The organism is Hydrogenophaga sp., assembly GCF_030158645.1.
In the GTDB taxonomy this organism is placed as follows: Bacteria; Pseudomonadota; Gammaproteobacteria; order Burkholderiales; family Burkholderiaceae_C; genus Hydrogenophaga.
The window spans coordinates 1-26,139 of the sequence record NZ_JAOASO010000036.1; the positions used below are offsets into that span (position 1 = coordinate 1).

Here is a 26,139-nt window from a genome sequence, read left to right on the forward strand (position 1 = left end):
TGCCGTCGCCCGACGGCCGGCTGCTGGCCACCAGCGGGCGCGGCTCCAGCAACATTTATCTGATCGACGCCGAGCAGCGCCGCGTGATCGGCAACACACCCAACCCTGCGTCTGGGCCCACCACCAACCCCGAGCGCCTGAGTAGTGGCCTGCTGCTGGGCCGCGAACCGCACGAGCCCACTTTCACGCGCAACGGCCGCGAGCTGTGGGTCACGCTGCGCGGTGAAGACCGTATTGCCATCGTCGGCGTCGATCGTGCCGTTCGCCAGCTCAAGGGGGCCGACAGCCCGGGCTCCAGCGCGGTTCGCCAATACCTGCCCACACTGAGCGGCCCGGCGCAGGTGTGGTTCAACCGTGAGGGTACGTTGGCCTTTGTGGCCAGCCAGAAGGTGTCGAAGATCGACGTGTTCCGCGTCAACCCCGGCGCGGATGGCCACAGCCAACCGCAGCGGCTGACCACGCTGGACATCAGCGCACAGGACAAACCCGGCTTCACGCCCTTCATGAAGACCACACCCGACGGTGCCGAGGTGTGGTTCTCGCACAAGCTGGCTGATGCGGTGTCTTGCCGCTCGACGCAGGGTGGCTTCGACCTGATCGACACCGTGCCACTCGGCATGGGCGCTCGGCCCAACCACGTTGAGTTCGTGCGCAATGCGCGCGGCAGCGTGGTCTATGCCAGCCTGGCGCGCATCGACGATGGTGGCCCCGGCGGCGTGGCGTCGAGCCCGATCGCCATCATCGACCGCAGCGCTCCGGGCGGACAGCGCAAGGTGGTGGGCACCTTCTCCAGCCGTGGCCGCGAGTCGCACGGGTTGTGGACCAACCCCGAGAACACGCTGCTGTATGTGGCCCACGAACAGGACGAGCTGCCCGGCACGCCCAACGCGGGCCAGACCGTGTGCAGTGCATTTGATGTGAGCGACCCGCTGCGCCCGACCTTCATTGCGCAGATCCCCCTGGGCAATCTGACGCTGCCCTCTGGCGCGCTGCGCAACAAAAAGAGCATCAACCTCGTCTACGTGCGTGTGGGCGAGAAGGGCCAGACGGCATGAGCGGCGCGCACACCAGCCACGGCGCCAGCGCCGCGCACACCAGCGCATTCCAGCGGGATATGGACGAATCGATGGCCCGCATGATGCAGGCCATGCACAGCCCGGGCTACGCAGGCCAGGCCGACCAGGACTTTCTGGCGATGATGATTCCGCACCACGCCGGCGCTGTGGACATGGCGCGGCTGGTGTTGCAGCATGGGCGCGATCCTGTCACCCGGCAGTTGGCCGAGGAAATCATTGCCGGGCAGACGGTGGAGATCCAGAGCATGCAACGCCGACTGCACACCCTGCAGCAGCGCACAGCCAAAGGTGCGGAAGCGGAATTTCCGTCGCTGGGTGGGACGCGGGGGCCTTGATCGACAGCCCTAGGGAAAGTACCAATGAGCGCCACGGAATGAACCAAGCCATGCAGCGCTCTTGATCACCATGCTGTTCCAGTCTGCCGAGTCCCGCTATAACCAATGGGTGCGTGAGCACTACCGTTTTTTGCTGCGCAGTGCGTGGGCGCTCACTGGTTCGCGCGCCATTGCCGAAGACGTGGTGCAAGACTGTTTTGCCAACGCCTGGAAGCACCGGGAGCAACTGCGCGACGCTGCGCTGGCACGGGCTTGGCTCTTTCAGATCATGCGCCGCGCCGCCTTTCGCCAGGCCGCACCCAGCATGCAGTCGCTGGACGATGAAGAGCAGCCCGAGCAAGCGGCGCCCGACGCGGGGCTGGACGACAAACTCGATGTCGTCAAGGCGCTCGCGCGCCTGGCGCCCATCCACCGCGAGGTGCTGGTGCTGTTTTATTTCGACGACATGCCCACCGCCCAGATGGCCGAGGCGCTGGAGATCGCGCCCGGCACGGTGTTGTCGCGCCTAGCCCGTGCGCGCGACGCTTTGAAGCTGGCCATGGGGGTACCTGCGACACCCAAGGCCGATGTCAACGTTACCCCGTTTCGCAGGACCAAGACATGAGCCCCGATACCGACGCGCCTTTCCTGCCCGACAGCGAATTCGATTTGCGCGCGCGCGCCGAGTTGGCGATCGCCTTCGAGGCCAGCGACGCACCGGCACACCTGTACCGAAAGCCGCAGCCGCTGCTGGCGCGACGCGGCTTGCAGCGTTTTCTGGCTGCGCTTTTGCTGGCCGGTGGCACCAGCGGCGGGGTGCTCGCCGTGCGACCGCCAGCGATGGTGCGCGACGCGATCGACCACGAATACCACGAGCGCAGCTTGCGGGGCAGTTTCATGGAGCAGCGCCAGTTGCTCATGCACCTGGGCATGCGGGACGCCAACGTGGTGCCCGGGTTTCCCCAACTCATGCGGCCATGCGATATCGAAGGTCACCTCGCTTACCACCTCACCACGTTCTTCGAGAAGGGCGGCATGGTGACGGTGTATGCCTTTGACCAGTCTGTGGACCTGCGCGAGGCCAGCGGCTGGTGGAGCAACGTGCACTGGAAGGTGATCCGCTCGCGCGAGGGCAAGCCCTTGTTGCTGGTGGCCCAGAAAAAGAAGGCACTGGCGGTCGCGCAGACGGCACTGCAGGCACCTCCCGTGTCCGGGCCAGGCTGAGGCACCGCGTCCCTGTCAACGAATCAACCGCTCACCCCTTTCACCCCAACCGGCGCACGACGCCCAACCACCGGAGACCCCAGAAATGAACCAACAACCCACCTCGCTCCCCCGGCGCCACCTGCTGGCCGGCAGCGGCGCTGCTTTGGCTGCCGTTGGTCTGGCCAGCTTTGGCCGCACCGCAGCCGCTGCTGGTGAGACCGCGCCCGTCGCCTTGGCCGGTGCTGCCAAGCCTCTGCCAGCGTACGTGGGCTGGAAGGACCCGGCCAGCCTGATCGTGCACAGCAGCACCACCATTGAGACCAAGCGCAGTGTGTTCGGCACCAGCGTAATCACGCCGTCCGAGCAGCTCTACATCCGCAACAACCTGCCCGCGCCCGACGCCTCGATCCTGGGCAACCGCGATGCCTGGGAGATCAACATCGAGGGGGTGAAGAACCCGCGCAAACTCACGCTGGGCGACCTCAAGCGCATAGGCATCGAGACCACGGCGATGGTGTTGCAATGCTCTGGCAACGGACGCGGCTACTTCCCCAACAAGCCCAGTGGAACGCCTTGGCAAGTGGGCGCAGCAGGCTGTGTGGTGTGGAGCGGTGTGCCGGTGCGCTGGGTGGTGGATGCCCTGGGCGGCGTGGAGGCCGGCATGGCCTACCTCACCGGCACAGGCGGCGAAAAACTCCCCGATGGACTGGACCCCAAGAGCGTGATCGTGGAACGCTCGGTGCCTGCTGCCGCACTCGCCGATGCCCTGCTGGCCTGGGAAATGAACGGTGTGCCGATTTCGCTGGCCCACGGCGGCCCACTGCGCTTGATCGTGCCGGGTTACACGGGCGTGAACAACATCAAGTACGTCAAACGCCTGGCCTTCACCGCTCAGGAGACCGACGCACGCATCATGTCGCACGGCTACCGCATTTCACCGCCCGGCGCGAAGGGCGACCCGTCGCAGCCATCGGTGCAGGAAATGACGGTGAAGTCGTGGATCAACGGTCCCGGCACGGACGGCGCCCCGCTTAAAGCGGGTGACACACAGATCCATGGCGTGGCGTTTGGCGGCATGAACGCGGTGGCCAAGGTCGAGGTTTCTCTGGACGGCGGAAAAACCTGGCAGCTCGCGCGCATGGTGGGGCCCGACCTCGGCCGCTTTGCGTGGCGGCAGTTTGTTTTTGCGGCGCGCCTGCCGGCGGGCCAGTTCACCCTGGCGAGCCGAGCCACCGACACCGCAGGCAACGTGCAGCCCGAACAACGCATGGAAAACGCGGGCGGCTACAACAACACCAGCTGGGCCGACCACGCCGTGAAAGTGAGCGTGGCATGAAGCGCACAATCCAAAAACACGCGTTGGTCGCTGCCCTGTGGTCGTTGGCATTCACAGTGCTGCCCGTGCACGCCGCCGACGATGCCGCGCAACTTCAACAAGGCAAGGTGTTGTTCGGCCAAGGCGCGGTGCCTGCCTGCGCCCTGTGCCATGCGCTCAAGGACGCGGGAGCCGAAGGCGCCGTGGGCCCCAGCCTGGACGAGCTCAAGCCCGATGCCAAGCGCGTGGCCACCGCGCTGCGCAACGGCATTGGGCAGATGCCGTCCTACAACGGCAAACTCAGTGATGCGCAAATTGCCGCCCTGGCGGCCTACGTGGCCAAGGCTTCGGGTGGATCAAAGTGATGGCTGGTTGGCCACAGCGCTGTTGCGCCAACTGACAAAAAGGACGGGATCACCTGCAAACAGCGATCCCGACTGAGTGGCTGACCCAGGGCGGGTCAGCCACTCACCATCACTTGCCTGGTTTGATGTCGGGGACCACCATCCAGCCAGCCCCCATCATCACAACCGCCGGGAACTTCTCGCCGGCCTAAGTCTTGCCCAGCATGGCCTTGTGCTCGCGGTAAGCCATCAACGCTGGCGACACGCCCAGGTGATTGATCGCACCATGCTTGATGCTGCTGCAGTCTTGCTCGTCGAGCTTGCAGATCTCTGCACGCTGTTGTCAACTCTCTAGCAATGTCAACTGCGCGCCTGAAACCTGTCTCTGCGCATTACCACGATGCATGAATAGGAGTGATCGCAATCCGGCACGCCAAGGGCATTCACGTTGAAAACTCGAACGGCAGCAACCGCTGCACATAAGACATTGCCCGGGGGGCTAAAAGGAATAAGTTTGGGAAGAAGGTCGACAAGTTGCCCAACGGTCACTACTCCACTGGCAGACTTCTGTGACGACACTGACCTCGTCACAAACCTCGTCACAAACAAAAAAGCCCTCGTTTCCGAGGGCTTCAGTGACAAGCAAGTGCTTGATTTGGTTGGTTGCGCGGGCAAGATTTGAACTTGCGACCTTTGGGTTATGAGCCCAACGAGCTACCAGGCTGCTCCACCGCGCGTCAAGCCTTTGATTCTATCACGCTTTGTCGGCGTCTGCGGCCGGCGCAGCATCTTCTGCGCGGTCGACCAACTCGACGAGTGCCATGGGGGCGTTGTCGCCCACGCGGTAACCCATCTTCAGGATGCGGGTGTAGCCACCGGGACGTGCGGCAAAGCGCGGGCCCAATTCGTTGAACAGCTTCACAACCACATCACGGTCGCGCAAGCGGTCAAATGCCAAGCGGCGGTTGGCCACAGTGGCCACTTTGGCCAACGTGATCATGGGCTCCACCACGCGGCGCAGCTCTTTGGCCTTGGGCACCGTGGTCTTGATGGCTTCGTGCGTGAGCAGCGAATTCATCATGTTGCGAAGCATCGCCAAGCGGTGCTCGCTGGTGCGGTTGAGTTTTCTAAGTCCGTGTCCGTGACGCATTTTTCATCCTTTCAGTTGTTTTGCCCACAGCCGTGTCAGGTACTGCGGGTTCGTCCGTGGCCGGCTTGCGCCAGCTTGCGGAATTTCAGTGCTTGTCCAAACCAGCCGGTGGCCAGTTTTCAAGCTTCATGCCCAAGGTCAGACCGCGCGAAGCGAGCACTTCCTTGATTTCGTTGAGCGACTTGCGACCCAGGTTGGGGGTCTTGAGCAGCTCGTTCTCGGTGCGCTGGATCAGGTCACCGATGTAGTAGATGTTTTCGGCCTTCAGGCAGTTGGCCGAACGCACCGTGAGTTCGAGTTCGTCGACAGGGCGCAGCAGGATCGGATCGAACTGCTGCGAGCTGCGCTGCGCGGGTGCTTCGAAGTTGAGTTCGGCGCCTTCGAGCTGCGCGAACACAGCCAGTTGTTCAACCAGAATCTTGGCCGATGCGCGAACCGCTTCCTCAGGACCAATGGAGCCGTTGGTCTCGATTTCGAGAACCAGTTTGTCCAGATCGGTGCGCTGCTCAACGCGGGCGCTCTCAACCGTGTAGCTCACGCGCTTGACGGGCGAGAACGAAGCGTCCAGCACGATGCGGCCGATGGAGCGGGCTTGGTCGTCGTTGCGACGCAGGCTGCCCGGCACATATCCGCGGCCTTTTTCGACCTTGATCTGCATGTCGAGCTTGGCGCCGGCGGACAGCGTGGCAATCACGTGGCCGGGATTCACGATTTCGACGTCGTGCGGGGTCTGGATGTCGGCGGCGGTCACAAGACCTTCACCGTCTTTGCGCAGGCTCAGCGTGACTTCGTCGCGGTTGTGGAGCTTGAACACCACGCCCTTGAGGTTCAAGAGCATGTTGACCACGTCTTCCTGAACGCCGTCGATCGAAGAGTACTCGTGCACCACACCAGCGATGGTGACTTCGGTCGGCGCGTGACCGGTCATGGAAGACAGCAAAACCCGGCGCAACGCGTTGCCCAGTGTGTGACCATAGCCGCGCTCGAACGGCTCCAGCGTGACTTTGGCTTTGTTGGCCGAGACTTGCTCGACGTTGATGGTTTTGGGCTTCAGCAGATTGTTCAGCATTCAAACTTCCTTCGGTACCCTCGGCTCGTTACACCGATAAGGCAGATGGAGCATGGCCCGGCCGCGCCCGCGAGGGCGCCTGCCGGGAACGAAATTAACGGGAATACAGTTCGACGATCAACGATTCGTTGACGTCAGAGGCGAATTCGTCGCGGTCCGGCGACTTCTTGAACACGCCTTCAACCTTCTCCACCGACACGTCGACCCAAGCGGGAAAACCGATCTGCTTGGCCAGTTCCATGGCTTCGAGCACACGGCCTTGCTTTTTCGATTTCTCGCGAACGGCGATGACGTCACCCGCCTTGACGGAGTACGAAGGGATGTTGACCGACTTGCCGTTCACCAGGATCGCTTTGTGCGAGACGATCTGACGGGCTTCGGCTCGGGTGGAGGCGAAACCCATACGGAACACGACGTTGTCCAGACGAGCTTCCAGCAGGAACAACAGGTTCGCACCGGTGTTGCCGCGACGGCGATCAGCCTCTGCGAAGTAGCGGCGGAACTGGCGCTCGAGCACACCGTAGGTGCGCTTGACTTTCTGCTTCTCGCGCAATTGCACGCCGAAGTCGGATGTGCGCTGCCCCGAAGTACGACCGTGCTGGCCGGGCTTGGAGTCGAATTTGGCCTTGTCGCTGATCGAGCGGCGTGCACTCTTGAGCAACAGGTCGGAGCCTTCACGGCGGGAAAGTTTGGCCTTGGGGCCGAGGTAACGTGCCACGTTGATGTCCTTGTGTTTCTGCCGCAACCCGCATCAAACGATGTCGTTGCGGGAGCCACTCCTTGAATGAAGTGGCGGTGGGCTTAGCAAAAAATGCCACCGCAGGCAACTGCGGTGGCGCTCGAAAAAGCCTTCCATTGTACCGCGAGAGCGGTACCGCCTCAAATGCGGCGGCGCTTCTGAGGGCGGCAGCCGTTGTGAGGCACTGGCGTCACGTCGGCAATGGAATTGATGCGGATGCCGAGGGCGCCCAGGGCGCGCACCGACGATTCGCGACCAGGACCGGGGCCCTTGATTTCGACGTCCAGGTTCTTGATGCCTTGCTCGATTGCAGCACGACCGGCCACTTCCGAAGCCACCTGGGCTGCGAAAGGCGTGGATTTGCGCGAGCCCTTGAAGCCCTGGCCACCGGAAGACGCCCAGGACAACGCATTGCCCTGGCGATCGGTGATCGTGATGATGGTGTTGTTGAACGAGGCGTGCACGTGAGCGATACCGTCGGCAATGTTCTTGCGGACTTTTTTGCGGACGCGTGCGGATGCGCTGGTGGAGGGTGACTTGGCCATGGGAATCCTTCGAACCGATTACTTCTTCAGCGACTGCGCTGCCTTGCGGGGACCTTTGCGCGTGCGCGCGTTGGTCTTCGTGCGCTGACCGCGCAGCGGCAGGCCACGGCGGTGACGGAAACCACGGTAGCAACCGATGTCCATCAATCGCTTGATGTTCATGGTGGTCTCGCGGCGGAGGTCGCCTTCGATCGTGAACGTGCCGACCTGGTCGCGAACTTTTTCGAGTTCAGCGTCGCTCAGATCTTTGATTTTCTTGGTGTAGTCGATGCCACATGCTTCACAGATCTTGCGAGCGCGGGTGCGACCAATACCGAAGATTGCCGTCAAGCCGATTTCAGCGTGCTTGTGCGGCGGAATGTTGATGCCTGCAATACGAGCCATGATGGTCCTCTAAACTTCAATCAGCCTTGACGCTGCTTATGACGCGGATCGGTGCAAATGACTCGCACAACACCGTGCCGCTTGATGATCTTGCAGTTGCGGCACATTTTTTTGACCGAAGCCGAAACTCTCATAGTCTTCTCCTAGATATTCCAAAAATATTCAACAACCAACCACTCACTTCGAGCGAAACACGATTCGCGCTCGGGTGAGGTCGTAGGGCGTGAGCTCTACCTTGACCTTGTCGCCCGGCAGGATACGGATGTAATGCATCCGCATCTTGCCGCTGATGTGCCCCAGAACCACATGACCGTTTTCGAGTTTGACCCGGAAGGTCGCATTGGGAAGGTTTTCAACCACCTCTCCCTGCATCTCGATCACGTCGTCCTTGGACATACACGAACTCAACTGCCAGGTGATGTCTTGAAGTTCGCCTTCTTGAGCAGCGATTCGTACTGCTGAGACATCATGTAATTCTGAACTTGGGCCATGAAATCCATGGTCACCACCACAATGATCAGCAACGACGTACCGCCAAAGTAGAAAGGCACGTTGTACTTGAGAATCAGAAACTCGGGCAGCAGGCACACGGCGGTGATGTAAACCGCACCAGCCAACGTCAGTCGCAGCAGAATCTTGTCGATGTAGCGAGCGGTCTGGTCACCTGGCCGAATGCCGGGGATGAAAGCGCCACTCTTCTTTAGGTTGTCTGCGGTCTCGCGGCTGTTGAAGACCAGCGCCGTGTAGAAAAAGCAGAAGAAAATGATGGCAGCCGCATACAGGGCCACATAAATCGGCTGACCTGGGGACAAGGCAGACGCGATGTCGCGCAACCAACGCGTGGAGTCTCCCGTGCTGACCCAACTCACGATCGTGGTCGGCAACAAGATGATCGACGACGCAAAAATCGGGGGAATCACGCCCGCCATGTTCAGCTTGAGCGGCAGGTGCGACGACTGACCGCCATACACCTTGTTGCCCACCTGACGACGTGCGTAGTTCACCAGGATCTTGCGCTGGCCTCGCTCAACAAACACCACGAAGTAGGTCACGAGGACCACCAGCGCAATGATGAAGATGGCGATCAGAATGTTCATCGCGCCAGTGCGCACGAGCTCCAACAATCCCCCCACCGCACTGGGCAGCCCTGCGGCGATGCCGGCAAAGATCAGGATGGAAATGCCGTTGCCCAGACCGCGCTCGGTGATTTGCTCGCCGAGCCACATCAGAAACATCGTTCCGGCCACCAAGCTGACCACCGCCGTCAGGCGAAAGCCCATGCCGGGATCAATCACCAAGCCTGCCGAACCTTCAAGGGCGAGCGCAATGCCCATCGACTGGAAGATCGCCAGACCCAACGTCCCGTAACGGGTGTACTGCGTGATCTTGCGCCGGCCCGCCTCGCCCTCTTTCTTCAGCTGCTCAAACGTGGGAACCACGTAGGTCATGAGCTGCATGATGATCGATGCCGAGATGTACGGCATGATGCCCAACGCGAACACGGTGAAGCGCGACAACGCACCGCCCGAGAACATGTTGAAAAGGCTCAGAATGCCGCCCGCCTGCCCCTTGAACAGTTGTTCAAGTTGCGCGGGGTCGATGCCCGGGACCGGGATGTGCGCACCGATCCGGTACACCACCAGGGCGAGCAGCAAGAAAACCAGCCGGCGACGCAGGTCGCCGAATTTTCCGGTTTTGGCCAGGGACGTGGATCCAGTTGCCACAGGTCGGTTCCGTCGCGTTCCGCTCAGGCGATCGAGCCGCCAGCGGCCTCGATCACGGCTTTTGCACCTGCGGTGACCGTCACGTCCTTGAAGGACACGGCACGTGTGAGCTCACCCGTCTTGATGACCTTAACGCGCTTGGCGAGGTGCGGCACGAGGCCGGCCTGCTTGAGCACGAGCATGTCCACATCGGCCACGTTGAGTGCACTGATGTCGGTCAGCGTGACTTCGGCGTTGAACTGCAGCTGGGTCGACTTGAAGCCGCGCTTCGGCAAACGGCGCTGCAGAGGCATTTGACCGCCTTCGAAGCCCACCTTGTGGTAGCCGCCGGAACGGGACTTTTGACCTTTGTGGCCACGACCTGCGGTCTTGCCCAGGCCAGAGCCGATGCCGCGACCCACGCGACGCTTGGCGTGCTTGGCGCCTTCAGAGGGCTTGATGGTGTTGAGTTGCATGTCCGTGACTCCGATCAGAGTACTTTGACCAGGTAGCTGATCTTGTTGATCATGCCGCGCACGGCAGGCGTGTCCTGCAGCTCGCTGGTGCTGTTGAGTTTGCGCAAGCCCAGGCCACGCACGGTGTCGCGGTGGGATTGCTTGGTTCCGATGGGGCTGCGCACCAACTGAACCTTGACGGTGTTTTGAGTGGTCATGATCGCTCCAATCAACCCAGGATGTCTTCAACGGACTTGCCACGCTTGGCAGCCACGTCGGACGGGGTGGTTGAATTCTTCAGGGCGTCCAGCGTGGCACGCACCAGGTTGTAGGGATTGCTCGAGCCGTGGCTCTTGGCCACGACGTCGGTGATGCCGAGCACTTCAAACACAGCACGCATCGGGCCACCGGCGATGATGCCGGTACCTTTGGACGCGGGCAGCATCATGACGTTGGAAGCGCCATGTTCGCCGTGCACGCTGTGGTGCAGGGAACCGTTCTTGAGCGAGACCTTGATCATGTTGCGACGGGCCGCTTCCATGGCCTTTTGCACGGCCACGGGCACTTCACGCGCCTTGCCCTTGCCCATGCCCACGCGGCCATCGCCGTCGCCGACGACGGTCAGTGCTGCGAAACCGAGGATACGACCACCCTTGACCACCTTGGTCACGCGGTTGATCGCGATCATCTTTTCGCGCAAACCGTCTTCGTTCGCTTCGTTCTTGATGTTTGCCGTAAATTTAGCCATTTTGTGGTTTCCGTTTGATCAGAACTGCAGGCCGGCTTCACGCGCGGCGTCTGCCAGGGCTTTCACCCGACCGTGGTAGGCAAAACCGGAGCGGTCAAAAGCCACCTTTTCGATGCCGGCGGCCTTGGCCTTCTCGGCGATGCGTTTGCCGATCAAGGCCGCGGCGCTGGCGTTGCCGCCTTTGCCGGCGCCGCCGATCTGGGCACGCACTTCGGCTTCGGCCGTGGAGGCCGAGGCCAGCACCTTGGCGCCGTCGTCGGAAATGACGCTGGCGTAGATGTGCAGGTTGGTGCGGTTCACGGTCAAGCGGACAGCGCCCTGCTGCGCGATGCGGATGCGCGTTTGGCGGGCGCGGCGCAGACGTTGCTCTTTTTTGGTCAACATGATCCTGATCCTTATTTCTTCTTGGTTTCCTTGATCACGACCTTTTCATCCGCGTAGCGGATGCCCTTGCCCTTGTAAGGCTCGGGGGGGCGCACAGCCCGCACTTCGGAAGCGATCTGACCAACGCGCTGGCGGTCCGAACCCTTGATCAGGATTTCGGTCGGCGTCGGCGTTTCCACCTTGATACCGGCGGGCATGTCCATCACCACGGGATGGGAGTAACCCACCGTGAGGTTGAGCTTGGTGCCCTGCGCCTGGGCTTTGTAGCCCACGCCCAGCAGCGTGAGCTTCTTTTCGAAGCCCTTGCTGACGCCGTTGACCATGTTGTTGACCAGCTGGCGCATGGTGCCCGACATGGCGTTGGCTTCGCGGGACTCGTTCACGGGAACGAAGGTCAGCGCGCCGTTGTTGCTTTCGATCTTGACCAGCGCGTTTTGCGCCAGTGCCAGGGCACCCAGGGCGCCCTTGACGTTGATCAGATCGTCTTTGACGGCGATCTCGACCCCGGCAGGGATGGAGACCGGCAGTTTTCCAATACGTGACATTAATTGCTCCTCAATGCCCGCATCAGGCGACGTAACACAGGACTTCGCCGCCGACACCGGTGGCGCGAGCCTTGCGATCGGTCATCACGCCCTGGGGCGTGGTGACGATGGCCACACCCAGACCGTTCTGGACCTGGGGGATGGCATTGCGACCGCGGTAAACGCGCAGGCCGGGACGGCTCACACGCTCGATGCGTTCGATGACGGGACGGCCAGCGTAGTACTTCAAGGCGATTTCGAGTTCGCTCTTGCCGTCGTTGTTCTTGACCTGGAATCCGTCGATGTAACCCTCGTCCTTCAGGACTTGGGCGATCGCGGCTTTGACCTTGGAGGCCGGCATCGACACGGTGGACTTCTCGACCATCTGCGCGTTGCGGATGCGGGTCAACATGTCGGCGATAGGATCACTCATGCTCATTTGTGGTTCTCCTAGGGCTTACCAGCTGGCTTTGGTGATGCCGGGGATTTCGCCGGCAAACGCCATTTCACGGACCTTGGCGCGAGCCAGGCCGAAGTGGGCGAAGGTGCCACGCGGACGCCCGGTGATCTCGCAGCGGTTGCGCTGGCGGGTCGGGTTCGAGTTGCGGGGCAGCTTTTGCAGACCCAGGCGGGCCGCATCACGCTCTTCGTCGGACTTCTTGACGTCGTTGGCGACGGCTTTGAATTCGTTGTATTTCTTGGCGAACTTGGCGGCGAGTTTCTCGCGCTTGAGTTCACGTTGCAGTAGTGCTTGTTTAGCCACGCGCCACCTCAGTTCTTGAACGGGAAACGGAAACCAGCCAGAAGAGCCTTGCACTCTTCATCGTTCTTGGCGGTCGTCGTGATGCTGATGTTGAGACCGCGCAAGGCATCAACCTTGTCGTACTCGATCTCAGGGAAGATGATCTGCTCTTTAACGCCGACGTTGTAGTTGCCACGGCCATCAAACGAGCGGCCGGAGATACCACGGAAGTCACGCACCCGGGGCAGCGCCACGGTGACGAAGCGGTCCAGGAATTCGTACATCTTGGCGCCGCGCAGGGTCACCATGCAGCCAATGGCCTGCTGTTCACGAATCTTGAAACCGGCGATGGCCTTGCGGGCTTTCGTGACCACAGGCTTCTGGCCGGCGATCTTGGTCAGGTCGCCCACGGCGTTGTCCATGACTTTCTTGTCGGCCACGGCCTCGCTCACGCCCATGTTCAGCGTGATCTTGGTGATGCGGGGCACCTCCATGATCGACTTGTAGCCGAACTTCTCCACCAGGCTGGGCGCGATGGTGTCGCGGAAAATGTCTTGCAAACGTGCCATGGTCATGCCGCCTTGATTTCTTCGCCGCTGGACTTGAAGACGCGCACTTTCTTGCCGTCAGCCAGGAGCTTGATGCCCACGCGATCTGCCTTGCCCGTGGCGCCATTGAAGATGGCGATGTTGGACTGGTGGATGGGCATGGTTTTTTCGATGATGCCGCCGGTCACGCCCTTCATGGGGTTCGGCTTGGCGTGCTTCTTGACGATGTTCACGCCCTCGACAACCAGCTTGCTGTCGTCGGCACGGAGCACGACCTTGCCGCGCTTGCCCTTGTCGCGTCCTGCGATCACGATGACTTCGTCACCACTGCGAATCTTGTTCATGATGATTCCTCAGAGAACCTCGGGCGCCAGCGACACGATCTTCATGAACTTTTCGGTGCGCAGCTCGCGCGTCACCGGTCCGAAGATGCGGGTGCCGATGGGCTCCAGCTTGGCGTTGAGCAACACTGCTGCGTTGCCGTCGAATTTGATGAGAGCGCCGTCTTGACGACGAATGCCCTTGGCGGTGCGAACCACCACAGCGTTGTAAACCTCGCCTTTTTTGACGCGGCCACGGGGCGCTGCTTCTTTGATGGTGACCTTGATGACGTCGCCCACGCTGGCGTAACGCCGCTTGGAGCCGCCGAGCACCTTGATGCACATCACGGACTTGGCACCCGTGTTGTCGGCAACATCGAGTCGAGATTGCGTTTGGATCATTTGATTTAAGTCCCAACTTGAATCCCCCCAGCCACCACGGCCGGGAGTGATCAGTCTTGGGCCCGTCGTCGAGAACCGGAGTGGCTTGATGCCAGCTCCAACTCTGTCCGAGTGGGCAGATTGCCTCGCTTTTTTAGAGCGAAGCCGCGCAGTATCACATGGTTTCAGCGCACTGTCAACGCCCTCGCCTGCAAAATTCGCTAAATCGCGGGGGGCGCGGGCAAATACAAGTCGCAGAGCGCCTGAAAGGCTTGCAATGCCGGGTCCGCGCCCAATTCCTGCCGCAGGATCTCGGCCACCGCGGGCGCGAGGCGGGCCGCCTGGGCTGCGTCCAGGAACAGAAGGCGAGAACGGCGGGCGAGCACGTCCTCCACCGTCCGGGCGTATTCAAAGCGCGCGGCATAGCGCACCATGGCTTCGGTCAGTCCGGCGCCCAGCACGTGGTTCTGCCCCGGGCATTCGTTCACCCGAGCGGCGTCGGATCCATAGAGGTGCAGCCCGGGCGGGGCGTACAGGGGCGTGGCGGGGCTGGCCACGGCGGCACCTTTGAGCACATGCGATGCGCTCTGGCCACCGGCCCGCCGGGGCAGGAGTTGGCCGGCGAAGCAGCGCTCCAGCACATCCTCGGCCATCGCACGGTAGGTGGTCCATTTGCCCCCGGTCACGGTGACCAGGCCGTTGGGATCGACCACGATGGTGTGCTCGCGCGAGAGCACCTTGGTGCCGCCTTCGGCCGCTTCGGGCGCCGCCACCAGGGGGCGCAGACCCACCCAGACACTCTTGATGTCTTCGCGGCGCACTGGCCGGCTGAGTGCCTGGCTGGCTTCACTGAGGATGAATTCGAGCTCTTCGGCAAAAGCGTCGGGCTCGCGCGCGAGGTCCTTGCGCGGGGTGTCGGTGGTGCCCAGCACCAGTTTGCCCAGCCAGGGCACGGCGAACAGGACGCGGCCGTCGCGCGTCTTGGGCACCAGCAGCGCATGGCCGCCGGGCATGAAGTCGCGATCGACCACGACGTGCACACCCTGGCTCGGACTGACCATGCGCGAGGGTGTGCCCGGATGGGCGGGCGGCTGGGTGTGGTCGCGCAGGGCATCGACCCAGACACCGGTGGCGTTGACCACGCAGCGGGCCTGCAGTTGCAACGTGGCGCCGCCCAGTCGGTCCACCACGTCCAGCGAGGACAGCGGCGCTTCGCCGCCGGCGAGCTGGCGCACGGCCGTGACCTCGACGTAGTTCAACACCTGGGCGCCCGCGGCTTCGGCGCTGCGGGCCAACGCGAGCGCCAGGCGTGCGTCGTCGAACTGACCGTCCCAGTACTTGACGCCACCGCGAAGGCCTTCGGGATTCACCCCGGGCAAGGCCTGAAGGGTTTGCGCGCGGCTGAGGAACTCGGTGCGGCCCAGACCGGCGCTGCCGGCCAGCATGTCATACAGCTTGAGGCCGATGCCGTAAAAAGGGGTCTGCCACCACTGGTAGGACGGCATGACGAAGGGCAAGGGTTGCGCCAGGTGCGGCGCGATGCGCAGCACCGTGGCGCGCTCGGCCAGGGCCTCGCGCACCAGCGCCAGGTTGCCCTGCGCCAGATAGCGCACGCCGCCGTGCAGCAGCTTGGTGGAGCGGGACGAGGTGCCGCCCGCGAAGTCGTGCGACTCCAGCAGCACCACCGAGAAACCGCGCAGTGCCGCGTCGAGTGCCACCCCGAGACCGGTGGCACCGCCACCGACGACCGCCAGGTCGTACACGCCGTGGCGGGGGAGCGATTCAAGCAGTTCTGCGCGTTTCATGAAATGGGGAGTGGCCCTCCGCTCCGGAGTGGAGCGAAGGGCGGGTTGCTATAAAAAGCGATGCATCACATCAGCGGACCTTGCCATTTTTCCATGCATTGAGCAGCTGGTCGTAGGCGATGGTCTCTCCCTTGGGCTTCTCGTTGGCCAGCTTCTTCCAGGGTGCGGCCTTGTCGCTCAGGTACTTGTTGGGATCGCCCTTGGGGTTGAGCTTGGGCGCGCAGCGCTCCATGCCCGCACGCTCCAGGCGGCTCATGACCTGGTCCATCTGCTCGGCCAGGTTGTCCATGGCGACCTGAGGCGTTTTCTCGCCGGTCACGGCCTGCGCCACGTTCTGCCACCAGAGCTGGGCGAGCTTGGGGTAGTCGGGCACGTTGGTGCCGGTGGGCGTCCACGCCACGCGGGCCGGGCTGCGGTAGAACTCGACCAGGCCGCCCAGCTTGGGCGCCAGGTCGGTCATGGCCTTGCTCTGGATGTCGCTCTCGCGGATCGGGGTGAGGCCGACGATGGTCTTCTTCAGCGAGGTGGTCTTGGCGGTCACGAACTGCGCATAGAGCCAGGCGGCTGCGGTCTTGTTTTCGTCATGACCGTTGAAGAACGACCACGAACCCACGTCCTGGTAGCCGTTCTGCATGCCCTGCTTCCAGTAAGGGCCGTTCGGGCCGGGCGCCATGCGCCACTTCGGCGTGCCATCGGCGTTGACCACCGGCAGGCCGGGCTTGGTCATGTCGGCGGTGAAGGCGGTGTACCAGAAGATCTGCTGCGCGATCTGGCCCTGGGCGGGCACCGGACCGGCTTCGCCGAAGGTCATGCCGGTGGCTTCTTTCGGCGCGTACTTCTTCATCCAGTCGATGTACTTGGTGAGTGCGTACACGGCGGCCGGCGAGTTGGTGGCGCCGCCACGCGACACGCTCGCACCCAGCGGCGTGCAGCCATCTGCCGATGCACGGATGCCCCACTCGTCCACCGGCTTGCCGTTGGGGATGCCGATGTCGGCGGTGCCGGCCATCGAGAGCCAGGCATCGGTGAAGCGCCAGCCCAACGACGGGTCTTTCTTGCCGTAGTCCATGTGGCCATAGATCGGCTTGCCGTCGATGGTCTTCACGTCTTCGCTGAAGAACGCGGCGATGTCTTCGTAGGCGCTCCAGTTCAGCGGCACGCCCAGGTCGTAGCCGTACTTGGCCTTGAACTTGTCTTTCAGGTCCTGGCGCGCGAACAGGTCGGCACGGAACCAGTACAGGTTGGCGAACTGCTGGTCGGGCAGCTGGTAGAGCTTCTTGTCGGGGCCGGTGGTGAAGCTGGTGCCGATGAAGTCCTTCATGTCCAGGCCCGGGTTCGTCCACTCCTTGCCCTTGCCGGCCATGTAGTCGGTCAGGTTCATCATCTTGCCGTAGCGGTAGTGCGTGCCGATCAGGTCGGAGTCGCTGATCCAGCCGTCGTAGATCGACTTGCCCGACTGCATGGAGGTCTGCAGCTTCTCGACCACGTCGCCCTCTTGAATCAGGTCGTGCTTGACGGTGATGCCGGTGATCTCGGCAAACGCCTTGGCCAGCGTCTTGCTCTCGTACTCGTGCGTGGTGATGGTCTCGGACACCACCGAAATTTCCTTCACACCCTTGGCCTTGAGCTTGGCCGCGGCGTCGATGAACCACTTCATCTCGGCGGCCTGCTGGGCCTTGGTGAGGGTGGAGGGCTGGAACTCGCTGTCGATCCACTTTTTGGCGGCGGCCTCGTCGGCCCAGGCCGGCAGAGAGCCCAGGGCGAGCAAGGCTGCCAGGGCCAGTGGGGTGTGTCGCAATCTCATGTTTGTCTCCTCGATCGGTGTGCTTCCCCGGTGTGTGACAGGTCTCGGCCCCGGGGAAGCAACGGGCCGAATACCGGAGACCATGAAACGCTCAACCCTTGCGCAGCGCCAGCACCAGCCAGGCCATGGACGCGACGAAAGAGATCCAGATGCTGGGCTCCTGCTCCAGCGACAGCCACTGCATGAGCCAGCCCGCCAGGCCGATGAAGGCGAGGTTGATGTAGGCCGCGCCCAGCAGGCCGATGAAGAGGCGGTCGCCGCGCGTGGTGACCATCGGCAGGAAGCCTTTGCGCTCGACCGTGGGCGACTTGATTTCCCACACGGTCATGCCGATGAGCATGAGTGCGATGCAGGTGAAGAAAACGGCCACGGGTGTGGTCCAGACCATCCACTGAAACATAAAACCCCCAGTCAGTTGGGGTCAGAGCACGCTGCGCATGGTCTGACCCACAAAGTTTCAGACGCGGCCCATCGCGAATCCCTTCGCGATGTAATGCCGCACAAACCAGATCACGATCGCGCCGGGCACGATGGTGAGCACGCCCGCCGCAGCCAGCGTGGCCCAGTCCATGCCGCTGGCGCTCACGGTTCGCGTCATGGTGGCCACGATGGGCTTGGCGTTCACGCTGGTGAGCGTGCGCGCCAGCAGCAACTCGACCCAGCTGAACATGAAGCAGAAGAACGCCGCCACACCCACGCCGGCCTTGATCAGCGGCAGGAAGATGGTGAAGAAAAAGCGCGGGAAGCTGTAGCCGTCGATGTAGGCCGTCTCGTCGATCTCGCGCGGGATGCCGCTCATGAAGCCTTCCAGGATCCACACCGCCAGCGGCACGTTGAACAGCAGGTGCGCCATGGCCACGGCGATGTGCGTGTCCATCAAACCCAGCGTCGTGTAGAGCTGGAAAAACGGCAGCAGAAACACCGCGGGCGGTGTCATGCGGTTGGTGAGCAGCCAGAAGAACACGTGCTTGTCGCCCAGAAAGCGGTAGCGCGAGAACGCATAGGCCGCCGGCAGCGCCACGGTGAGCGAGATCACCGTGTTGATGCCCACGTAGATCAGGCTGTTGATGTAGCCCGAGTACCAGGACGGGTCGGTGAAGATGGTCTTGTAGTTGGCCCAGGTGAACTCGGCCGGCCAGAGCGTGAACGAGGACAGGATCTCCTCGTTGGTCTTGAAGCTCATGTTGACCATCCAGTAGATGGGCAGCAGCGCGAAGACCAGGTAGGCGATGAGGAACAGCGTCCTCTTCTTGTACGTGCGGTTATCCATGACCCTGCTCCTTTTCGGACGTGCCCAGGCTCTGCATCCAGTTGTAGAGCACGAAGCAGAACAGCAGGATGATGAGAAAGTAAATGAGGGAGAACGCCGCCGCCGGGCCCAGGTCGAACTGGCCGACCGCCTTGGTGGTGAGGTACTGCGACAGGAACGTGGTGGCGTTGCCGGGACCGCCGCCGGTGAGCACGAAGGGCTCGGTGTAGATCATGAAACTGTCCATGAAGCGCAGCAGCACCGCGATCATGAGCACGCCGCGCATCTTGGGCAGCTGGATGTAGCGGAACACCGCCCACTTGCTCGCGCCGTCGATGCTGGCCGCCTGGTAATACGCATCGGGGATGCTGCGCAAGCCGGCGAAGGCCAGCAGCGCCACCAGCGGCGTCCAGTGCCACACGTCCATGGCCAGCACCGTCCACCAGGCGTGCGTGGAGTTGCCGGTGTAGCTGTACTCCATGCCGGCCTGCTGCAGGTAGTAGCCGAGCAGGCCGATGTCCGCACGGCCGAAGATCTGCCAGATGGTGCCGACCACGTTCCACGGGATCAGCAGCGACAGCGCCACCAGCACCAGCACGGCGGAAGACTTCCAGCCTTGCGCCGGCATGGACAACGCCAGCGCAATGCCCAGCGGAATTTCCACCAGCAGCACCGCCAGCGAAAACTGGATCTGCCGCCACAAGGCCAGGTGCAGTTCTTCGTCGCGCATCACGGCGGCAAACCACTCGGTGCCGACGAAGACGCGGCGGTCGGGGGACAGCACGTCCTGCACCGAGTAGTTCACCACCGTCATCAGCGGCAGGATGGCCGAGAAGGCCACGCAGACGATGACGGGCAGCACGAGGAACCAGGCCTTCTGGTTCACGGGTTTGGTGGTTGTGCTCATGTCACGAGTGCCTCGTCTTGGTAGAAGCAGGTGTGCTCGCCGAGCACCCGAAGGTGCACGGTGTCGCCCGCCAAGGGTGCGGCGGCTTCGGGCGCGAGGCGGCACTTGAGCCAGTGTTCGCCCACCTCGCAAGTCACCATCACGTAGGTGCCGATGTCCTGCACGCGGGTCACGGTGGCGGGCAGCGTGTTGGGCTCACTGGCCTGGCCTAGCGCGAGGTACTCGGGGCGGATGCCGAGCTTAAGCGGTCCTTCGGGCAGGGACTGACGGTTGGTGAGGGCCAGCGGCTGGCCCAGCACCACCAGACCGCCGCGCACGCTGGTCGCGGGCAGGAAATTCATGCCGGGCGAGCCGATGAAGTGGCCCACGAAGGTGTGCGCGGGCCGCTCGAACAATGCCTCGGCCGCGCCCACCTGCACCGCGCGTCCACGCGTCATCACCACCACCTCGTCGGCGAAGGTCAGCGCCTCCACCTGGTCGTGCGTCACGTAGATCAGCGTGAGCTTGAGCTCGTGGTGGATCTGTTTGAGCTTGCGCCGCAGCTGCCATTTCAGGTGCGGGTCGATCACGGTGAGCGGCTCGTCGAACAGCACCGCCGACACATCCGAGCGCACCAGCCCACGGCCCAGCGAGATCTTCTGCTTCTGGTCGGCGCTCAGGCCGGCTGCGCGCATGTCGAGCTGGTGGCTCATCTCCAGCATCTCGGCGATGCGGCCCACCTGCGCCTTGATTTCCGCCTCGGGCACCTTGCGGTTCTTCAGCGGAAACGCGAGGTTCTGCGCCACCGTCATGGTGTCGTAGATCACCGGGAACTGGAACACCTGCGCGATGTTGCGCTGCTGCGGGCTCTGGCGCGTCACATCCCGGCCGTCGAAGGTCACCGTGCCCTGCGAGGGCACCAGCAGGCCCGAGATGATGTTGAGCATGGTCGTCTTGCCGCAGCCCGAGGGGCCGAGCAGCGCGTAAGCGCCGCCGTCCTCGAAGGTCATCTTCAGCGGCAGCAAGGCGTAATCCTCATCCCTGGTCGGGTTCGGCTTGTAGGCGTGCGCCAGGTCGAGTTCGATGCGTGCCATCAGTGCGCCCTCCCCGGCCGTGCCGGGGCGCGCACCAGCGGGCCCCCGGCGTCAAAGACAAACAGGCTGTCGGGCTGCAGGTACAGCGTGATCGGGTCGCCCAGCGGGCACACGTGCACCCCGGTGAGCTGCGCCACCAGCTCGCCCACGCCGGTGTGCACATGCACGAACGTGTCGGAGCCGGCGATCTCGGCCAGTTCCACGCGCCCGGGCAAGGCCACGTCGCCCGGCCGCTGCGTCACGCGCAGGCCGCCGGCGCGCAGACCCAGCGTGAGGCGCTTCGGTGCTTCGGCCGGCAAGGGCACAGGCCAGATGTCGCCACCCTGCACCCGCACGCCACCGGCCACCGATTCGGCGGACATCAGGTTCATGGGCGGATCGCTGAAGGCGCGCGCCACGCGGATGCTCTGCGGATGGTGGAACACCTCGGCGGTGGGGCCGTACTGCAGCAGCTCGCCCGCGTCCATCACAGCGGTGTAGCCGCCCAGCAGCAGCGCCTCGCCCGGTTCGGTGGTGGCGTAGACCACGGTGGATTCGCCGGCGGCAAACAGCTGGGTGAGCTCCTCGCGCAGCTCCTCGCGCAGCTTGTAGTCCAGGTTCACCAGGGGTTCGTCGAACAGCATCAGCGGCGCCTGCTTGGCCAGCGCGCGCGCCAGCGCCACGCGCTGCTGCTGCCCGCCCGAGAGCTCGGCCGGCAGGCGGTCCAGGAACATGTCGATGTGCAGGCGGGCCGCGATGTCGCGCACCCGCTGGTCCACATCGCGATCACCCCGCAGGCGCATGGGCGAGGCGATGTTCTGCGCCACCGTCATCGAGGGGTAGTTCACAAACTGCTGGTAGACCATGGCCACGTTGCGCTGGCGCACCGACATGCGCGTCACGTCCACACCGTCCACCAGCACACGGCCGGTGGTGGCCACGTCCAGGCCCGCCATCACGCGCATCAGGCTGGTCTTGCCAGCCTGTGTGGCGCCCAGCAGCACCGTGACCGCGCCGGGGGCCAGGCTCAGGCTTTGGGGGTAGAGGTGGACGGCAGGCCCGACGGTCTTGCCCACGTGCTCCAGTGACAACTGCATTCGAATCCCATTGTGAAAAACCGCACACCCATGAACGGACGACGTTTCGTTTGCGGGATTTTAAGGTTCGTTTATGTTCGTTTCTATTCGGTACTTACCCTGATCAGCGCCAAAAAGAATTCCGTTATGTTCGGGTGGCTTCCGCTGAACCCGCCCTCCCAGATGAATCTCAACCCCCGACACACCCAGCTGCTGGACGAAGTGCGCGCGCACGGTCCGCAGACCATCGAGGCCCTGGCCGAGCGCTTCGGCGTCACCCTGCAGACGGTGCGCCGCGATGTGCAGCGCATGGCCGAAGCGGGTTTTCTCTCGCGCTTTCACGGCGGCGTGCGCCTGCCGGGCTCGACCACCGAGAACATCGCCTACCGCCAGCGCCAGGCCATGCAGGCCGACGCCAAGACGCGCATCGCCCGCGCCGTGGCGCGGCGGGTGCCGCACGGCTGCTCGCTGATCATGAACATCGGCACCACCATCGAGGCGGTGGCGCGCGAACTGCAGCACCACCGCGGCCTGCGCGTGATCACCAACAACCTGCACATCGCCTCGCTCATGAGCACCCACCCGGACTGCGAGGTGATCGTGGCCGGCGGCGTGGTGCGCGGCGCCGACCAGGGCATCGTGGGCGAAGCCACGGTGGACTTCATGCGCCAGTTCAAGGTCGACATCGGCCTGATCGGCATCAGCGGCATCGAGGCCGACGGCACGCTGCGCGACTTCGACTACCGAGAGGTGAAAGTGGCACGCGCCATCGTGGAGCAGTCGCGTGAAGTCTGGCTCGCCGCCGATCACAGCAAGTTCAACCGGCCTGCCATGGTCGAACTCGCGCGGCTGGACGACCTCGACGTGGTGTTCACCGACCAGCCACCTCCACCGCCCTTCTCCGACCTGCTCGCCGCAGGCAACGTCGAATGCGTGCTCGCGGGCAGCGACGCCGACCACCACTGATTTTTTCTGAAAGCCGAGATGACCTACCTGCTGGCCCTGGACCAGGGCACCTCCAGTTCGCGCAGCATTGTGTTCGACCACGCCGGCCGCGTGGTGACCATGGCGCAGCGCGAATTCCCCCAGATTTACCCGCAGCCCGGCTGGGTTGAACACGACCCGCGCGACCTCTGGCAAACCCAGCTGGAGACAGCGCGGCAAGCGCTGAAGCAAGCCGGCCTGAGCGCCACCCAGATCGCGGCCGTGGGCATCACCAACCAGCGCGAGACCACCGTGGTGTGGAACCGCAAGACGGGTGAACCGGTTTACAACGCCATCGTCTGGCAGGACCGCCGCGCCGAAGCCACCTGCGCCGCGTTGCGCGAACGGGGCGCGAGCGACACCGTGCTGCAGAAAACCGGCCTGCGCATCGACGCCTACTTCTCCGGCACCAAACTCAAGTGGATCCTGGACCACGTCGGCGGCGCACGCGCGCAGGCCGAGCGCGGTGAACTCGCCTTCGGCACGGTGGACAGCTGGCTGATCTGGCAACTCACCGGCGGCGCGCGCCATGTGACCGACGTGAGCAACGCTTCGCGCACCATGCTCTTCAACGTGCACACCCGCCAATGGGACGACGAGCTGCTGGCACTGCTCGACATTCCCAAAAGCCTGATGCCCGAGGCCCTGCCGTCGAGCGCGCATTTCGGCGACATGAAAGCCGAGTGGCTGGGGGCACCGCTGGAAATCGGCGGTGTGGCAGGGGACCAGCAAAGCGCCCTGTTCGGCCAGGCCTGCTTCACTGCCGGCATGGCCAAGAACACCTACGGCACCGGCTGCTTCATGCTCATGCACACCGGCGAGCGCTTCCAGATCAGCCAGAACGGCCTGATCACCACCGCAGCCGCGCAGCCGCCAGGACCCCAGCAATACGCGCTCGAAGGCAGCGTGTTCATCGGCGGCGCGGTGGTGCAGTGGCTGCGCGATGGCCTGAGCGCCATCGAGTCGAGCAGCGAGGTGCAGGCGCTCGCCGAAAGCGTGCCCGACGCCGATGGCGTGGTGCTGGTCCCGGCCTTCACCGGACTGGGCGCGCCTTACTGGCAGCCCGACACGCGGGGCAGCATCACCGGCCTCACGCGCGGCACCACCATCGCCCACATCGCGCGTGCCGCACTCGAGAGCATCGCCTTTCAAAGCGCCGCCCTGCTCGACGCCATGAGCCGCGACGCGGTGGCCGCCGGTGGCGTGCCGGTGAGCGAGCTGCGGGTGGACGGCGGCGCCTGCGCCAACGACCTGCTGATGCAGATCCAGGCCGATCTGCTGGGCATCCCGGTGGTGCGGCCGGCCGTGATCGAAACCACCGCCCTGGGCGCGGCCTACCTCGCCGGCCTGCACACCGGCCTGTTCGGCGGGCTCGACGAACTCTCGAAACAGTGGCGCGCCGAGCGCACCTTCCACCCCACGCTCTCGCGCCAGCGCGCGGCCGAAAAAATGGCGCAGTGGGAACACGCTGTGCGGCAAACGGTGGCCCCCTGAAGCGGCGGGTGCAGGCGCGCGACAATGGCGCCATGAACACCCCCACCCACCCCACCATCACCTTCATCGGCGGCGGCAACATGGCCAGCGCCATCGTCGGCGGCCTGCTCCGCCAGGGCCACCCAGCGAGCGCTTTGCAGATCGTCGAACCCTGGGACGAACAGCGCACCAAGCTCGTGCAGCAGTTCCCCGGCGTCTCACTCCTCGCCGCCGCCAGCACAGACTTGCGCGCCTCGGACCTCGTGGTCTGGGCCGTGAAACCGCAAACTTTCAAGGACGCTGCGCTGGCCAGCCAACCGCATCTGGGCAGTGCGCTGCACCTGAGCGTGGCCGCCGGCATCACCAGCGACAGCATGGCCGGCTGGCTGCACACGCAGCGCATCGTGCGCGCCATGCCCAACACCCCGGCGCTGGTGGGCCTGGGCATGACCGGCCTCTTCGCCCGCGACGGCGCCAGCACCGCCGACCGCGCGCTGGTCGAAGCCGTGGTGAAGACCACCGGCGAGCTGGTGTGGGTGAGCGCCGAGCAACAACTGGACGCGGTGACCGCGCTCTCCGGCTCGGGCCCGGCCTACGTGTTCTATTTCCTGGAAGCCATGCGCGACGCCGGCACCCGCATGGGCCTGCCGCCCGAGGTGGCCTACCAGCTCGCGGTCGGCACCTTCATCGGTGCGTCGACCCTGGCGCAGCGTTCGGACGATCCACCGCAGGTGCTGCGGGAACGTGTGACCTCCAAGGGCGGCACGACTTATGCCGCGCTCACGTCGATGGAAGCGGCGGGTGTGAAAGCCAAGTTTGAAGAGGCTCTGTTTGCCGCGCAGCAACGCGCTGCGGAGCTGGGGCGGGAATTCGGGAAGTAATCCCTTGGCGCTCGGCTCGCGGACGCGGTGCGCTCTGCTCCGCGGCTGTCCCCCGCCAAGGGCTTTGCCCTTGGCTCCTCCTTGATGCCGCTGCGCAGAGCGCACAGCATCCGCGAGCGGGATTGGCGGGCAAAGACGGTAGCGACGTCTTTGTAGAAGAACAAATTTGACCGAGAGTAAAAGTCGAACCCACAGCTAGGGTCAGCCTACCAAGCGAATGAAGGCGCAGGCTGGAGCATCGGCTTCACCGCACAAGTGGGACTGCAGCGCTCTCGTTTATGAGATGAATCGCTATCGCAATGTCAGTGGCTACCAGTAGCCTCTTGTCTTTGTGGTACTCGGTCACAACTCCGACAGCAGGCGTCCGAGATGGATCGTTTCTACCTTGTTCATCAAACAGAAGCCACAGGGGCGATCCACTCATGCCATGCGGGTCTGCGATTTTCCGCTGTGTCCCGTCGGGAAAAGTCATGTTTGCAATATCTAGCCCGAGAACGATGTGATGGTCTTCTTTGAGTTCAAGGCTTCGGTAGTCATCTGAAGACGCCGAAACAATGCGAAAGCCTGACGGCTCAGATCGAAGTTGGCGGCTATGTGGGTTGGCTCGACTACGAGACTGAGGAAAACCCGTGACGAGGTAATGCTTTCCTTGGCGCGGAAGCTGAAAGGCACGCAGAGACGCGAATGCAAGTGGAACCTTCCGGATGCTTATTCCTGGTGGCCGCGCGTCTGACGCCAACTTGACGACGGCTACGTCGTACCGGTCGTTTGAAGGGGGGTTTGAATGAGGCTGTGTATGCAGGATGCTTCCGTACAGGCGATGCAACGTACCGCGTTCTACATAGTAGGAAAGACCGCCTTGGTCATGGGCGTGATCCATCACGTGTCTCGCCGAAACAAAATAGTGCGTCCCCGCCTTTTCTACGAGCAAGCTCGTGCCAATGAGGACTGGTCGTCTGCC

The 26,139-nt window shown here is 63.5% G+C and carries 34 protein-coding genes and 1 tRNA gene; 9 read left to right on the forward strand and 26 right to left on the reverse strand.

The window, feature by feature from the left end; all coding sequences use genetic code 11:
• The 6 genes from Q1W68_RS03515 to Q1W68_RS03540 all read left to right on the forward strand — a co-directional run.
• A partial coding sequence (locus Q1W68_RS03515; protein WP_300715611.1) for a beta-propeller fold lactonase family protein occupies positions 1-1,055 on the forward strand: 1,055 nt, incomplete at its 5' end.
• The gene (locus tag Q1W68_RS03520) at positions 1,052-1,411 is read left to right on the forward strand and encodes a DUF305 domain-containing protein (protein WP_008904210.1); all 360 of its coding nucleotides are present in this window, start codon (positions 1,052-1,054) and stop codon (positions 1,409-1,411) included. The genes Q1W68_RS03515 and Q1W68_RS03520, both read left to right, overlap by 4 nt.
• A gap of 70 nt (positions 1,412-1,481) precedes the next feature.
• Complete coding sequence (locus Q1W68_RS03525; protein ID WP_050813810.1) at positions 1,482-2,015, forward strand: sigma-70 family RNA polymerase sigma factor; 534 nt, start codon at positions 1,482-1,484, stop codon at positions 2,013-2,015.
• Positions 2,012-2,614, forward strand: coding sequence for a hypothetical protein (locus Q1W68_RS03530; protein ID WP_066787015.1), 603 nt, complete (start codon positions 2,012-2,014; stop codon positions 2,612-2,614). The genes Q1W68_RS03525 and Q1W68_RS03530 overlap by 4 nt, the downstream gene beginning before the upstream one ends.
• Before the next feature lie 85 nt (positions 2,615-2,699).
• Entirely contained in the window at positions 2,700-3,932 is a 1,233-nt protein-coding gene (locus Q1W68_RS03535) for a sulfite oxidase (RefSeq protein ID WP_041484972.1), read from the forward strand.
• Entirely contained in the window at positions 3,929-4,276 is a 348-nt protein-coding gene (locus Q1W68_RS03540) for a cytochrome c (RefSeq protein WP_008904214.1), read from the forward strand. The genes Q1W68_RS03535 and Q1W68_RS03540 overlap by 4 nt, the downstream gene beginning before the upstream one ends.
• A gap of 639 nt (positions 4,277-4,915) precedes the next feature.
• Here Q1W68_RS03540 and Q1W68_RS03545 read toward each other — a convergent pair.
• The 26 genes from Q1W68_RS03545 to Q1W68_RS03670 all read right to left on the reverse strand — a co-directional run bounded on the left by Q1W68_RS03545 (position 4,916) and on the right by Q1W68_RS03670 (position 21,861).
• Positions 4,916-4,992 (reverse strand) — tRNA-Met (locus Q1W68_RS03545).
• A gap of 17 nt (positions 4,993-5,009) precedes the next feature.
• Complete coding sequence (rplQ, locus tag Q1W68_RS03550; protein ID WP_159603329.1) at positions 5,010-5,405, reverse strand: 50S ribosomal protein L17; 396 nt, start codon at positions 5,403-5,405, stop codon at positions 5,010-5,012.
• A gap of 85 nt (positions 5,406-5,490) precedes the next feature.
• Positions 5,491-6,474: a DNA-directed RNA polymerase subunit alpha gene (gene rpoA / locus Q1W68_RS03555; protein WP_069045178.1), complete on the reverse strand. Its 984-nt coding sequence runs from the start codon at positions 6,472-6,474 to the stop codon at positions 5,491-5,493.
• Positions 6,475-6,568: 94 nt separating this feature from the next.
• Positions 6,569-7,192: a 30S ribosomal protein S4 gene (gene rpsD / locus Q1W68_RS03560; protein WP_056269099.1), complete on the reverse strand. Its 624-nt coding sequence runs from the start codon at positions 7,190-7,192 to the stop codon at positions 6,569-6,571.
• A 161-nt stretch (positions 7,193-7,353) separates the two neighbouring features.
• Positions 7,354-7,758 carry a 30S ribosomal protein S11 gene (gene rpsK, locus Q1W68_RS03565; protein WP_300715614.1) on the reverse strand — a complete coding sequence of 135 codons (405 nt, stop codon included), beginning with the start codon at positions 7,756-7,758 and terminating at the stop codon, positions 7,354-7,356.
• 18 nt (positions 7,759-7,776) lie between these two features.
• Positions 7,777-8,142, reverse strand: coding sequence for a 30S ribosomal protein S13 (rpsM, locus tag Q1W68_RS03570; protein ID WP_056268975.1), 366 nt, complete (start codon positions 8,140-8,142; stop codon positions 7,777-7,779).
• Positions 8,143-8,162: 20 nt separating this feature from the next.
• Positions 8,163-8,276 (reverse strand): 50S ribosomal protein L36, encoded by a 114-nt coding sequence (gene rpmJ, locus Q1W68_RS03575; protein WP_009514917.1) that lies wholly within the window; start codon positions 8,274-8,276, stop codon positions 8,163-8,165.
• A gap of 43 nt (positions 8,277-8,319) precedes the next feature.
• Positions 8,320-8,538: a translation initiation factor IF-1 gene (gene infA, locus Q1W68_RS03580; RefSeq protein ID WP_029461331.1), complete on the reverse strand. Its 219-nt coding sequence runs from the start codon at positions 8,536-8,538 to the stop codon at positions 8,320-8,322.
• A gap of 8 nt (positions 8,539-8,546) precedes the next feature.
• The gene (gene secY / locus Q1W68_RS03585) at positions 8,547-9,866 is read right to left on the reverse strand and encodes a preprotein translocase subunit SecY (protein ID WP_300650465.1); all 1,320 of its coding nucleotides are present in this window, start codon (positions 9,864-9,866) and stop codon (positions 8,547-8,549) included.
• A 23-nt stretch (positions 9,867-9,889) separates the two neighbouring features.
• Positions 9,890-10,321 (reverse strand): 50S ribosomal protein L15, encoded by a 432-nt coding sequence (rplO, locus tag Q1W68_RS03590; RefSeq protein ID WP_300650471.1) that lies wholly within the window; start codon positions 10,319-10,321, stop codon positions 9,890-9,892.
• A 14-nt stretch (positions 10,322-10,335) separates the two neighbouring features.
• Entirely contained in the window at positions 10,336-10,518 is a 183-nt protein-coding gene (gene rpmD / locus Q1W68_RS03595; RefSeq protein ID WP_056268982.1) for a 50S ribosomal protein L30, read from the reverse strand.
• Positions 10,519-10,529: 11 nt separating this feature from the next.
• Positions 10,530-11,048 (reverse strand): 30S ribosomal protein S5, encoded by a 519-nt coding sequence (gene rpsE / locus Q1W68_RS03600; protein ID WP_056268984.1) that lies wholly within the window; start codon positions 11,046-11,048, stop codon positions 10,530-10,532.
• Between the two features lie 18 nt (positions 11,049-11,066).
• Positions 11,067-11,432, reverse strand: a complete 366-nt coding sequence (gene rplR / locus Q1W68_RS03605) for a 50S ribosomal protein L18 (RefSeq protein WP_056268986.1) — start codon at positions 11,430-11,432, stop codon at positions 11,067-11,069.
• An 11-nt stretch (positions 11,433-11,443) separates the two neighbouring features.
• Positions 11,444-11,977, reverse strand: coding sequence for a 50S ribosomal protein L6 (gene rplF / locus Q1W68_RS03610; RefSeq protein WP_300649852.1), 534 nt, complete (start codon positions 11,975-11,977; stop codon positions 11,444-11,446).
• 22 nt (positions 11,978-11,999) lie between these two features.
• Positions 12,000-12,395 (reverse strand): 30S ribosomal protein S8, encoded by a 396-nt coding sequence (gene rpsH, locus Q1W68_RS03615; protein ID WP_056268992.1) that lies wholly within the window; start codon positions 12,393-12,395, stop codon positions 12,000-12,002.
• Positions 12,396-12,413: 18 nt separating this feature from the next.
• A complete protein-coding gene (gene rpsN / locus Q1W68_RS03620; RefSeq protein ID WP_056268994.1) occupies positions 12,414-12,719 on the reverse strand; it encodes a 30S ribosomal protein S14 in 306 nt (101 codons plus the stop codon).
• A gap of 8 nt (positions 12,720-12,727) precedes the next feature.
• Positions 12,728-13,267 carry a 50S ribosomal protein L5 gene (rplE, locus tag Q1W68_RS03625; protein WP_159603317.1) on the reverse strand — a complete coding sequence of 180 codons (540 nt, stop codon included), beginning with the start codon at positions 13,265-13,267 and terminating at the stop codon, positions 12,728-12,730.
• Between the two features lie 2 nt (positions 13,268-13,269).
• On the reverse strand, positions 13,270-13,590 hold the full coding sequence (rplX, locus tag Q1W68_RS03630) for a 50S ribosomal protein L24 (RefSeq protein ID WP_069045173.1): 321 nt from the start codon (positions 13,588-13,590) through the stop codon (positions 13,270-13,272).
• A gap of 9 nt (positions 13,591-13,599) precedes the next feature.
• On the reverse strand, positions 13,600-13,968 hold the full coding sequence (rplN, locus tag Q1W68_RS03635) for a 50S ribosomal protein L14 (RefSeq protein ID WP_056268999.1): 369 nt from the start codon (positions 13,966-13,968) through the stop codon (positions 13,600-13,602).
• Between the two features lie 200 nt (positions 13,969-14,168).
• Positions 14,169-15,752 (reverse strand): glycerol-3-phosphate dehydrogenase/oxidase, encoded by a 1,584-nt coding sequence (locus Q1W68_RS03640; protein WP_300649853.1) that lies wholly within the window; start codon positions 15,750-15,752, stop codon positions 14,169-14,171.
• 70 nt (positions 15,753-15,822) lie between these two features.
• Complete coding sequence (locus Q1W68_RS03645) at positions 15,823-17,556, reverse strand: ABC transporter substrate-binding protein (RefSeq protein WP_300715618.1); 1,734 nt, start codon at positions 17,554-17,556, stop codon at positions 15,823-15,825.
• A 91-nt stretch (positions 17,557-17,647) separates the two neighbouring features.
• A complete protein-coding gene (locus tag Q1W68_RS03650) occupies positions 17,648-17,956 on the reverse strand; it encodes a DUF2160 domain-containing protein (protein ID WP_300654768.1) in 309 nt (102 codons plus the stop codon).
• Positions 17,957-18,013: 57 nt separating this feature from the next.
• Complete coding sequence (locus Q1W68_RS03655; protein ID WP_300715619.1) at positions 18,014-18,826, reverse strand: carbohydrate ABC transporter permease; 813 nt, start codon at positions 18,824-18,826, stop codon at positions 18,014-18,016.
• Positions 18,819-19,712, reverse strand: a complete 894-nt coding sequence (locus Q1W68_RS03660) for a sugar ABC transporter permease (RefSeq protein WP_300715620.1) — start codon at positions 19,710-19,712, stop codon at positions 18,819-18,821. The genes Q1W68_RS03655 and Q1W68_RS03660 overlap by 8 nt, the downstream gene beginning before the upstream one ends.
• The gene (locus Q1W68_RS03665; protein WP_300715621.1) at positions 19,709-20,785 is read right to left on the reverse strand and encodes an ABC transporter ATP-binding protein; all 1,077 of its coding nucleotides are present in this window, start codon (positions 20,783-20,785) and stop codon (positions 19,709-19,711) included. The genes Q1W68_RS03660 and Q1W68_RS03665 overlap by 4 nt, the downstream gene beginning before the upstream one ends.
• Positions 20,785-21,861, reverse strand: coding sequence for an ABC transporter ATP-binding protein (locus Q1W68_RS03670; protein ID WP_300658090.1), 1,077 nt, complete (start codon positions 21,859-21,861; stop codon positions 20,785-20,787). The genes Q1W68_RS03665 and Q1W68_RS03670 overlap by 1 nt, the downstream gene beginning before the upstream one ends.
• A 162-nt stretch (positions 21,862-22,023) precedes the next feature.
• On the opposite strand from Q1W68_RS03670, the gene Q1W68_RS03675 reads away from it, so the two are divergent.
• The 3 genes from Q1W68_RS03675 to proC are packed head-to-tail and all read left to right on the forward strand — an operon-like array spanning position 22,024 to position 25,178.
• The gene (locus Q1W68_RS03675) at positions 22,024-22,806 is read left to right on the forward strand and encodes a DeoR/GlpR family DNA-binding transcription regulator (RefSeq protein ID WP_300658088.1); all 783 of its coding nucleotides are present in this window, start codon (positions 22,024-22,026) and stop codon (positions 22,804-22,806) included.
• A gap of 18 nt (positions 22,807-22,824) precedes the next feature.
• Entirely contained in the window at positions 22,825-24,318 is a 1,494-nt protein-coding gene (gene glpK, locus Q1W68_RS03680; protein ID WP_300715623.1) for a glycerol kinase GlpK, read from the forward strand.
• A 32-nt stretch (positions 24,319-24,350) separates the two neighbouring features.
• On the forward strand, positions 24,351-25,178 hold the full coding sequence (gene proC, locus Q1W68_RS03685; RefSeq protein ID WP_300715624.1) for a pyrroline-5-carboxylate reductase: 828 nt from the start codon (positions 24,351-24,353) through the stop codon (positions 25,176-25,178).
• The last annotated feature ends 961 nt before the right edge of the window (positions 25,179-26,139 follow it).

Bases quoted from the DNA above. Each gene is read 5' to 3' on its own strand.
- glpK (WP_300715623.1), top strand. From the start codon at position 22,825: ATGACCTACCTGCTGGCCCTGGACCAGGGCACCTCCAGTTCGCGCAGC.
- Q1W68_RS03530 (WP_066787015.1), top strand. From the start codon at position 2,012: ATGAGCCCCGATACCGACGCGCCTTTCCTGCCCGACAGCGAATTCGAT.
- rplO (WP_300650471.1), bottom strand. From the start codon at position 10,321: ATGCAACTCAACACCATCAAGCCCTCTGAAGGCGCCAAGCACGCCAAG.
- infA (WP_029461331.1), bottom strand. From the start codon at position 8,538: ATGTCCAAGGACGACGTGATCGAGATGCAGGGAGAGGTGGTTGAAAAC.
- rplF (WP_300649852.1), bottom strand. From the start codon at position 11,977: ATGTCACGTATTGGAAAACTGCCGGTCTCCATCCCTGCCGGGGTCGAG.
- rplQ (WP_159603329.1), bottom strand. From the start codon at position 5,405: ATGCGTCACGGACACGGACTTAGAAAACTCAACCGCACCAGCGAGCAC.
- Q1W68_RS03650 (WP_300654768.1), bottom strand. From the start codon at position 17,956: ATGTTTCAGTGGATGGTCTGGACCACACCCGTGGCCGTTTTCTTCACC.
- Q1W68_RS03655 (WP_300715619.1), bottom strand. From the start codon at position 18,826: ATGGATAACCGCACGTACAAGAAGAGGACGCTGTTCCTCATCGCCTAC.
- Q1W68_RS03675 (WP_300658088.1), top strand. From the start codon at position 22,024: ATGAATCTCAACCCCCGACACACCCAGCTGCTGGACGAAGTGCGCGCG.
- Q1W68_RS03665 (WP_300715621.1), bottom strand. From the start codon at position 20,785: ATGGCACGCATCGAACTCGACCTGGCGCACGCCTACAAGCCGAACCCG.
- proC (WP_300715624.1), top strand. From the start codon at position 24,351: ATGAACACCCCCACCCACCCCACCATCACCTTCATCGGCGGCGGCAAC.
- rplR (WP_056268986.1), bottom strand. From the start codon at position 11,432: ATGTTGACCAAAAAAGAGCAACGTCTGCGCCGCGCCCGCCAAACGCGC.
- rpmD (WP_056268982.1), bottom strand. From the start codon at position 10,518: ATGACCACTCAAAACACCGTCAAGGTTCAGTTGGTGCGCAGCCCCATC.
- Q1W68_RS03520 (WP_008904210.1), top strand. From the start codon at position 1,052: ATGAGCGGCGCGCACACCAGCCACGGCGCCAGCGCCGCGCACACCAGC.
- Q1W68_RS03645 (WP_300715618.1), bottom strand. From the start codon at position 17,556: ATGAGATTGCGACACACCCCACTGGCCCTGGCAGCCTTGCTCGCCCTG.
- rpoA (WP_069045178.1), bottom strand. From the start codon at position 6,474: ATGCTGAACAATCTGCTGAAGCCCAAAACCATCAACGTCGAGCAAGTC.
- Q1W68_RS03540 (WP_008904214.1), top strand. From the start codon at position 3,929: ATGAAGCGCACAATCCAAAAACACGCGTTGGTCGCTGCCCTGTGGTCG.
- rpmJ (WP_009514917.1), bottom strand. From the start codon at position 8,276: ATGAGAGTTTCGGCTTCGGTCAAAAAAATGTGCCGCAACTGCAAGATC.
- rplX (WP_069045173.1), bottom strand. From the start codon at position 13,590: ATGAACAAGATTCGCAGTGGTGACGAAGTCATCGTGATCGCAGGACGC.
- Q1W68_RS03660 (WP_300715620.1), bottom strand. From the start codon at position 19,712: ATGAGCACAACCACCAAACCCGTGAACCAGAAGGCCTGGTTCCTCGTG.
- Q1W68_RS03640 (WP_300649853.1), bottom strand. From the start codon at position 15,752: ATGAAACGCGCAGAACTGCTTGAATCGCTCCCCCGCCACGGCGTGTAC.
- rpsH (WP_056268992.1), bottom strand. From the start codon at position 12,395: ATGAGCATGAGTGATCCTATCGCCGACATGTTGACCCGCATCCGCAAC.
- Q1W68_RS03535 (WP_041484972.1), top strand. From the start codon at position 2,700: ATGAACCAACAACCCACCTCGCTCCCCCGGCGCCACCTGCTGGCCGGC.
- rplE (WP_159603317.1), bottom strand. From the start codon at position 13,267: ATGGCACGTTTGCAAGACATTTTCCGCGACACCATCGCGCCCAGCCTG.
- rpsK (WP_300715614.1), bottom strand. From the start codon at position 7,758: ATGGCCAAGTCACCCTCCACCAGCGCATCCGCACGCGTCCGCAAAAAA.
- rpsE (WP_056268984.1), bottom strand. From the start codon at position 11,048: ATGGCTAAATTTACGGCAAACATCAAGAACGAAGCGAACGAAGACGGT.
- rplN (WP_056268999.1), bottom strand. From the start codon at position 13,968: ATGATCCAAACGCAATCTCGACTCGATGTTGCCGACAACACGGGTGCC.
- rpsM (WP_056268975.1), bottom strand. From the start codon at position 8,142: ATGGCTCGTATTGCAGGCATCAACATTCCGCCGCACAAGCACGCTGAA.
- Q1W68_RS03670 (WP_300658090.1), bottom strand. From the start codon at position 21,861: ATGCAGTTGTCACTGGAGCACGTGGGCAAGACCGTCGGGCCTGCCGTC.
- Q1W68_RS03525 (WP_050813810.1), top strand. From the start codon at position 1,482: ATGCTGTTCCAGTCTGCCGAGTCCCGCTATAACCAATGGGTGCGTGAG.